At 69.5% G+C, this 5,321-nt stretch carries 4 protein-coding genes; 3 read left to right on the top strand and 1 reads right to left on the bottom strand.

What is annotated here, in order from left to right; all coding sequences use genetic code 11:
* Positions 1 to 28 precede the first annotated feature (28 nt).
* Positions 29 to 2,779 (bottom strand): pyruvate dehydrogenase (acetyl-transferring), homodimeric type, encoded by a 2,751-nt coding sequence (gene aceE, locus ACFU74_RS35815; protein WP_380764309.1) that lies wholly within the window; start codon positions 2,777 to 2,779, stop codon positions 29 to 31.
* A 517-nt stretch (positions 2,780 to 3,296) separates the two neighbouring features.
* Here aceE and ACFU74_RS35810 point away from each other — a divergent pair.
* From ACFU74_RS35810 to ACFU74_RS35800, 3 genes are all read left to right on the top strand, one after another.
* Positions 3,297 to 3,734, top strand: a complete 438-nt coding sequence (locus ACFU74_RS35810) for a DUF3052 domain-containing protein (RefSeq protein ID WP_380764308.1) — start codon at positions 3,297 to 3,299, stop codon at positions 3,732 to 3,734.
* Between the two features lie 300 nt (positions 3,735 to 4,034).
* Positions 4,035 to 4,493 carry a peroxiredoxin gene (locus tag ACFU74_RS35805; protein WP_380764307.1) on the top strand — a complete coding sequence of 153 codons (459 nt, stop codon included), beginning with the start codon at positions 4,035 to 4,037 and terminating at the stop codon, positions 4,491 to 4,493.
* Between the two features lie 182 nt (positions 4,494 to 4,675).
* A complete protein-coding gene (locus ACFU74_RS35800) occupies positions 4,676 to 5,251 on the top strand; it encodes a TerD family protein (protein ID WP_380764306.1) in 576 nt (191 codons plus the stop codon).
* Positions 5,252 to 5,321 lie beyond the last annotated feature (70 nt).

The following is a 5,321-nucleotide window of genomic DNA, read 5'->3' as shown; positions in this document are numbered from 1 at the left end:
CCTCGGGAAACGGCTACCGGTTACCGGCTCAGGCGTCGCCGCCCGCGGCGCCCGGGTCGGCCGCCGCCACGTCGAGCAGCTGGTAGCGGTCGATCGCGTCCTTCAGCGCGCTGCGGTCGATCTTGCCCTGCTTGGCCAGCTCGGTGAGCACGGCCAGCACGACGGACTGCGCGTCGATGTGGAAGAAGCGGCGGGCCGCACCACGGGTGTCGGCGAAGCCGAAGCCGTCGGCGCCCAGCGACTGCCACTGGCCCGGCACCCAGCGGGCGATCTGGTCCGGCACCGCGCGCATCCAGTCGGACACCGCGACGAACGGACCCTCGGCGCCCTGGAGCTTGGCGGTCACGTACGGGACGCGCTGCTGCTCCTCGGGGTGCAGCAGGTTGAACTCCTCGGCCTCCACCGCGTCGCGGCGCAGCTCGTTCCAGGAGGTCGCGGACCAGACGTCGGCCTTGACGTTCCACTCCTCGGCCAGGATCCGCTGGGCCTCCAGGGCCCACGGCACGGCCACGCCGGAGGCGAGGATCTGCGCCGGGATCTGGCCGGCGGTGCCGCCCGCGTACTTGTACAGGCCCTTGAGGATGCCGTCGACGTCCACGTTCTCGGGCTCGGCCGGCATCTTGATCGGCTCGTTGTAGACGGTGAGGTAGTAGAACACGTCCTCGCCCGTCGGGTGCTCCTCGCTGGAGCCGTACATCCGGCGCAGACCGTCCTGGACGATGTGCGCGATCTCGAAGCCGTACGCGGGGTCGTACGCGACGACGCCCGGGTTGGTCGAGGCCAGCAGGTGCGAGTGGCCGTCGGCGTGCTGGAGGCCCTCGCCGGTCAGCGTGGTGCGCCCGGCGGTGGCGCCGAGCACGAAGCCGCGGGCCAGCTGGTCGGCCATCTGCCAGAACTGGTCGCCGGTGCGCTGGAACCCGAACATCGAGTAGAAGACGTACACCGGGATCAGCGGCTCGCCGTGGGTGGCGTAGGCCGAGCCGGCGGCGATCAGCGAGGCGGTGCAGCCGGCCTCGGAGATGCCGTCGTGCAGCATCTGACCGGTGGGCGACTCCTTGTACGCCAGCAGCAGCTCGCGGTCGACCGACTCGTAGGTCTGGCCCAGCGGGTTGTAGATCTTCGCCGACGGGAACAGCGAGTCCATGCCGAAGGTGCGGTACTCGTCGGGCGCGATCGGCACGAAGCGGTTGCCGATGCCCTTGTCCCGCATGAGGTCCTTGAGCAGCCGGACGAACGCCATGGTGGTGGCGATGGTCTGGTTGCCGGAACCCTTCTTGACCGCCTTGTACGCGTCGTCGCCCGGCAGCTCCAGCTTGCGCGGCCGCACCTTGCGGGTCGGCACGTAGCCGCCCAGCTCCTGGCGGCGGTCGTGCATGTACTGGATCTCCTCCGAGTCACGACCCGGGTGGTAGTAGGGCGGGTAGCCCTCCTCCAGCTGCTTGTCGGTGATCGGCAGGTGCAGCCGGTCGCGGAAGCGCTTCAGGTCCTCGACCGTCAGCTTCTTCATCTGGTGGGTGGCGTTGCGGCCCTCGAAGTTGGGGCCCAGCGTCCAGCCCTTGACCGTCTGCGCCAGGATGACGGTCGGCTGGCCCTTGTGCTCGCGGGCCGCCTTGAACGCCGCGTAGATCTTGCGGTGGTCGTGGCCGCCGCGGCCCAGGTGCTGGATCTGCTGGTCGGTCATCGACTCGACCATCTTGCGCAGCCGCAGGTCGCCGCCGAAGAAGCTGTCGCGGATGTACGCGCCGGACTCGGTGGCGTAGGTCTGGAACTGGCCGTCCACCGTGGTGTTCAGCTTGTTCACCAGGACGCCGTCGCGGTCCTGCGCGAGCAGCGGGTCCCAGCTGCGGTCCCAGACCAGCTTGATGACGTTCCAGCCGGCGCCGCGGAACTGCGACTCCAGCTCCTGGATGATCTTGCCGTTGCCGCGGACCGGGCCGTCGAGGCGCTGGAGGTTGCAGTTGACCACGAAGGTCAGGTTGTCCAGGCCCTCGCGGGCGGCCAGGGACAGCTGGCCGAGCGACTCGGGCTCGTCCATCTCGCCGTCGCCGAGGAAGGCGTAGACGTGCGAGTCGGAGGTGTCCTTGATGCCGCGGTGCTCCAGGTAGCGGTTCATCCGGGCCTGGTAGATCGCGCCGAGCGGGCCGAGGCCCATCGAGACGGTCGGGAACTCCCAGAAGTCCGGCATGAGCCGCGGGTGCGGGTAGCTGGAGAGGCCGTACGGGGCCTTCGACTTCTCCTGGCGGAAGGCGTCGAGCTGCTGCTCGCTGAGCCGGTCCAGCAGGAAGGCGCGGGCGTAGATGCCGGGGGAGGCGTGACCCTGGAAGAAGATCTGGTCGCCGGACTCGCCCTCGGCGTCCTTGCCGCGGAAGAAGTAGTTGAAGCCGACGTCGTAGAGCGACGCGGAGGAGGCGAAGGTGGCGATGTGGCCACCCACGCCGATGCCCGGGCGCTGCGCCCGGGAGACCATCACCGCGGCGTTCCAGCGGGTCGCGTTCAGGATCTTGCGCTCGATCTCCTCGTTGCCGGGGAAGAACGGCTCGTCCTTGGTGGCGATGGTGTTGACGTAGTCCGTGCTGCGCATCTCGGGCACGGCGACACGCTTCTCGCGGGCGCGCTCGATCAGCCGCAGCATCAGGTAGCGGGCACGCTCACGCCCCCGCTCGTCGATGGCCGCATCGAGCGACTCCAGCCATTCCGCGGTCTCCTCGGGATCGAAGTCCGGGACCTGACTCGGAAGGCCGCCAATGATGATCGGGTTGCGATCGGATCCGGAAGCCACGCTGTTCCTTCACTGTCGGTCGAAACTAGAGGTGTGTCGCGCCGCCTCCATCGTGCTACCGCGCTCGGAGATCCGTCATCTCTACCGATCGGTAACCGCTCTCCCTGACAGAAGGAGCGGTCTGGTGATGTGCGGTTCGGACAGCATCGTCCGGGCCGCGCACCCCCGGGTGTTACGAACAGAGGTGGTCCGACCTGGTTTCCCGCCCGTCCGATGGCGGACGGGTGGGGTGAGGGCCATCAGGAGACTCTACGCCCGCGCACGCGCGGACCCGAATGCCGTTCGCATCTCGGGCGTGCGTACGGCCTGTGGACCAGGACCACCCGAAGCATCCTTGTCCCATGCAGAGAAGGGCAAATCGGTGTGATTCCTGACACGTCGCCCGGCGTGTCCCGGCGCGACACGTCAACCTTTGGAGGGGATCGGGGGTCGGGTACTTGCGCGAACCGCCGCGCCCGTGTGGACTACGGCCACAGCCTCGGCATGGACGCCGAGCCGAATACTGGAGGTTATTCCCGTGAGCGCGACCGCGGACCCCGCGGACAAGTCCAACCCGGCAGCTCGTCTCGGCTTCGAAGAAGGCCAGATCATCCAGGAGCTGGGGTTCGACGAAGACACTGACCAGGACCTCCGCGAGGGCATCGAGGAGATCACCGGGACGGATCTCGTCGACGAGGACTACGACGACGTCGCCGACGCCGTCCTGCTGTGGCACCGCGACGACGACGGGGACCTCACCGACGCCCTCGTCGACGCCCTGGAATACCTGGCCGAGGGCGGCCTGATCTGGCTGCTGACGCCCAAGACCGGCCGGGACGGCCACATCGAGGCCTCGGACATCGCCGACGCGTCCCGCACCGCCGGCCTCTCCCAGACCAGCTCGATCGCGATCGCCAAGGACTGGGCCGCGACCCGCCTGGCGACCAAGTCGACCGCCAAGCCGGGCAAGCGCTGAGCGCCGCCTGACAGGCCTCACCGGGCCCCGCCGGAGCACCCCTCCGGCGGGGCCCGGTCGTTCTCCGGCCCGGCCGCTCCCGGTTGCTCCCGGCCGCTCCCGGTCGGGGGGAGGCCGGCGGGGGTCGGCGGAGGCGGGGCGGCGGCCCCGGACGGCCGAACTGTTCGCCCAGGGCGAAAGCGGTGGCCCCGGACGCTGCGACGCTCACCCGTCCGGTCCAGCCGCTCCCGGCGAATGCGAGGATGGCGCTCGTCGCGCCACCCGCGCGGCCCAGTCGCGTCGAGTGGGAGAGGTCCCCGCATGGCCATCGAGATCGGCACCGAGGCTCCGGACTTCGAGCTCAGGAACCAGCACGGCGAGCCGGTCAGGCTCTCCGACTTCCGGGGCGGGAAGAACGTCGTCGTGGTCTTCTACCCGTTCGCGTTCACCGGTGTCTGCACCGGCGAGGTCTGCGCGATCCAGAAGGAGCTGCCGCGGCTGCAGAACGACGAGGTGCAGGTCCTCGGCGTGTCCAACGACTCGCCCTTCAGCCAGCGGATCTTCGCCGAGCAGGAGGGCCTGGAGTTCCCGCTGCTCTCCGACTTCTGGCCGCACGGCGAGGTCTCCCGCGCCTACGGCGTCTTCGACGAGGAGAAGGGCTGCGCCGTCCGCGGCACCTTCGTGATCGACAAGGCCGGCGTGGTCCGCTGGAGCGTCGTGAACGGCCTGCCGGACGCCCGTGACGAGCAGGAGTACCTGGCGGCCGTCGGCGCCCTCTAGAGCCGGTTCGCGGCTCCTCGCGGGCTTCGCCCCGCCCGCGTTGGGCCGGTTCCCCGGCGCGGACGGGAACCCCGCACTACGATCGGCTCGTTGGCTGGTCAGAGGCCCGGACGGTTCGCCGTCGGAGTCTCGGACCGCACCACGGGGGCACCGAGGAGTGCCTCCCGAATCTTGGAGGACAAGTGGGTGTCAGCCTGAGCAAGGGCGGCAATGTCTCGCTCACCAAGGAGGCCCCGGGCCTGACCGCAGTGGTGGTCGGTCTCGGCTGGGACGTCCGCACCACCACGGGCACGGATTTCGACCTGGACGCCAGCGCCCTGCTCTGCAACGACCAGGGCAAGGTCGGCTCGGACGGCAACTTCGTCTTCTTCAACAACCTCAAGAGCCCCGAGGGCTCGGTCGAGCACACCGGTGACAACCTCACCGGTGAGGGCGAGGGCGACGACGAGCAGATCAAGGTCAACCTCTCGACCGTGCCGGCCGACGTTCAGAAGATCGTCTTCCCGGTGTCCATCTACGACGCCGAGAACCGGTCGCAGAACTTCGGCCAGGTCCGCAACGCGTTCATCCGCGTGGTGAACCAGGCGGACAACAAGGAGCTGGCCCGCTACGACCTCTCCGAGGACGCCTCCACCGAGACGGCGATGGTCTTCGGCGAGCTGTACCGCAGCGGCGCCGAGTGGAAGTTCCGCGCGATCGGCCAGGGCTACGCCTCCGGTCTGCGCGGCATCGCCCAGGACTTCGGCGTCAACGTCTGAGTCGGGCGGGGCCGGTGACGGCCCGGTGCAGGGATGCGAACGGCCGGGGCGGCCGCGGACGCGACGGCGT

This window comes from Kitasatospora sp. NPDC057500, assembly GCF_042802195.1.
GTDB lineage: Bacteria > Actinomycetota > Actinomycetes > Streptomycetales > Streptomycetaceae > Kitasatospora.
The sequence above is the reverse complement of the archived record's forward strand: the minus strand, read 5'-3'. Positions and strand labels throughout refer to the sequence as shown.

Coding starts and splice junctions, on each gene's coding strand:
- ACFU74_RS35805 (WP_380764307.1), top strand. CDS start 4,035: ATGGCCATCGAGATCGGCACCGAGGCTCCGGACTTCGAGCTCAGGAAC.